The sequence below is a fragment of the Pseudoxanthobacter sp. genome, from assembly GCF_036822375.1.
Taxonomy (GTDB): domain Bacteria; phylum Pseudomonadota; class Alphaproteobacteria; order Rhizobiales; family Segnochrobactraceae; genus Pseudoxanthobacter.
This window is the reverse complement of sequence record NZ_DAISHT010000374.1, coordinates 1-1,691: the sequence shown is the minus strand read 5'-3', so window position 1 is coordinate 1,691 and position 1,691 is coordinate 1. Positions and strand designations below refer to the sequence as shown.

The following is a 1,691-nucleotide window of genomic DNA, read 5'->3' as shown; positions in this document are numbered from 1 at the left end:
CCTCGCCGAAGCGCACCTCGTTGCCCATGCGGCGGCAGCGGATGTCCACTTCCATGGACGGTTCGGTGAACGGGAAGAACGAGGGCCGGAAGCGCATGTCGACCTTCGGCACCTCGAAGAACGCCTTGCAGAACTCCTCCAGCACCCACTTCAGCTCACCGATGGTGGCGGTCTCGTCGACGACGAGGCCCTCCACCTGATGGAACATCGGCGTGTGGGTCTGGTCGCTGTCGCAGCGATAGGTGCGGCCCGGGCAGATGATGCGGATCGGCAGCCTGCCCTGCCGCATGGTGCGCACCTGCACCGGCGAGGTGTGGGTGCGCAGCAGCAGGCGGGATCCATCCTCCTTCGGGTCGAAGAAGAAGGTGTCGTGCATCTCGCGCGCCGGATGACCGACGGGGAAATTCAGCGCCGTGAAGTTGTTGTCGTCGGTCTCGATATCCGGCCCCTCGGCGATGGCGAAGCCGAGATCGGCGAAGATGGCGGTCAGCTCGTCGATCACCTGCGAGACGGGGTGGATGCGGCCCTCGCTCAGCGGACCGGGGCGCACCGGCAGGGTGATATCCACGCTCTCGCGCGCCAGCCGCTCGGCCAGCGCCGCCTCGCGCAGGCTGCCGCGACGGACCTCCAGCGCCTCGGCAACGCGGGTCTTGAGGCCGTTCAGCGCCGGGCCGGCGATGCGCCGCTCGGCATCGGACATGGCGCCGAGGCCCTTCAGGCGCTCGGTCACGAGGCCCTTCTTGCCAAGGGCGGCGACGCGCGCCTCCTCAAGCTGCGCTTCGCTGCCCGCAGCCCCGATGCGGGCGAGAAGATCGGCTTCGAGACGGGCAAGATCGCTGTCGGGCGTATCGGTCATCGGCGTTCGGCTTCTTGAACAGGGCGGCGCGGACGCCGCCGGACGGGAAAGGCACCGGGCCGCAGCCCGGCGAACCGGGCACGGCACCCGCGTGGTGCCACGCGTGCCGCGCGTTTTAGCGCGGTTTCCCGCCGGAAGGAAACACCGCCGGCCACAATTCGACCGCCCGGCCAAAATGCCGGCACCGGCGCCCCCGCCTCGCCGCCCCGCTCCGGCCCGACAGCGCTTCCGCTCGACGCCACAGCGGAAATATGGTTAAATCCATTTAAACGATAAAAAACGGAGGATCGCCATGGCTACCCAATACTCGCCTTCGCTCCGCCCGTCCTTCTCGTCCGGGCCGCAGGGTTTTGCCTCGCCCTTCACACGCCTCGAACACGAAGGCAGCACCTTCCGCCTCAGCCACGATCCCGGCTGGAGCGACGATGCCCTGCGCACGCTGGTGGACCTGACCCGGCAGGAGGTTTCCGCCGAGGTCGCCAGCCTGCGGCTGAACCGGCCGATGGCCGAAGTCACCGCCAAGGCGGCACAGCTCGGCCTGCGCCTGCGCCCGGTCTGCACACTGTGAAAGACCGGCCCTGAACCCGGCCGCCGCGAACGCAGAAACCGCGGCCGCCTCAGGGCACCGGTTGCGACCGCCATCCGGCGCAAAACGAAAGCTGCGCAGGAAAAGCTGCACAGCACAGTCGGCCTTGCGCGCGACGCGGCCGCCGGGCACCAGCCCGCGCGTGCACCAGACCGCCGCTCACCCGCGAAACGCCCGCCATCTGAGGCCGGCCGCCCGGTCTGTGCTTTCTTTCCGGCCGCAGCGACGCGGCACCGGGCGCATGGTGTG

At 69.3% G+C, this 1,691-nt stretch carries 2 protein-coding genes; one reads left to right on the top strand and one right to left on the bottom strand.

Translation table 11 applies throughout. The annotated features are described in order from the left end of the window. Nucleotides 1-856 (bottom strand): phenylalanine--tRNA ligase subunit alpha (locus V7067_RS17765; RefSeq protein ID WP_334177209.1); only part of this gene is annotated, 856 nt, incomplete at its 3' end. Between the two features lie 292 nt (nt 857-1,148). Between V7067_RS17765 and V7067_RS17760 the strand changes: the two genes are divergently transcribed. Further along, the gene (locus tag V7067_RS17760; RefSeq protein ID WP_334177208.1) at nt 1,149-1,424 is read left to right on the top strand and encodes a hypothetical protein; all 276 of its coding nucleotides are present in this window, start codon (nt 1,149-1,151) and stop codon (nt 1,422-1,424) included. Nucleotides 1,425-1,691 lie beyond the last annotated feature (267 nt).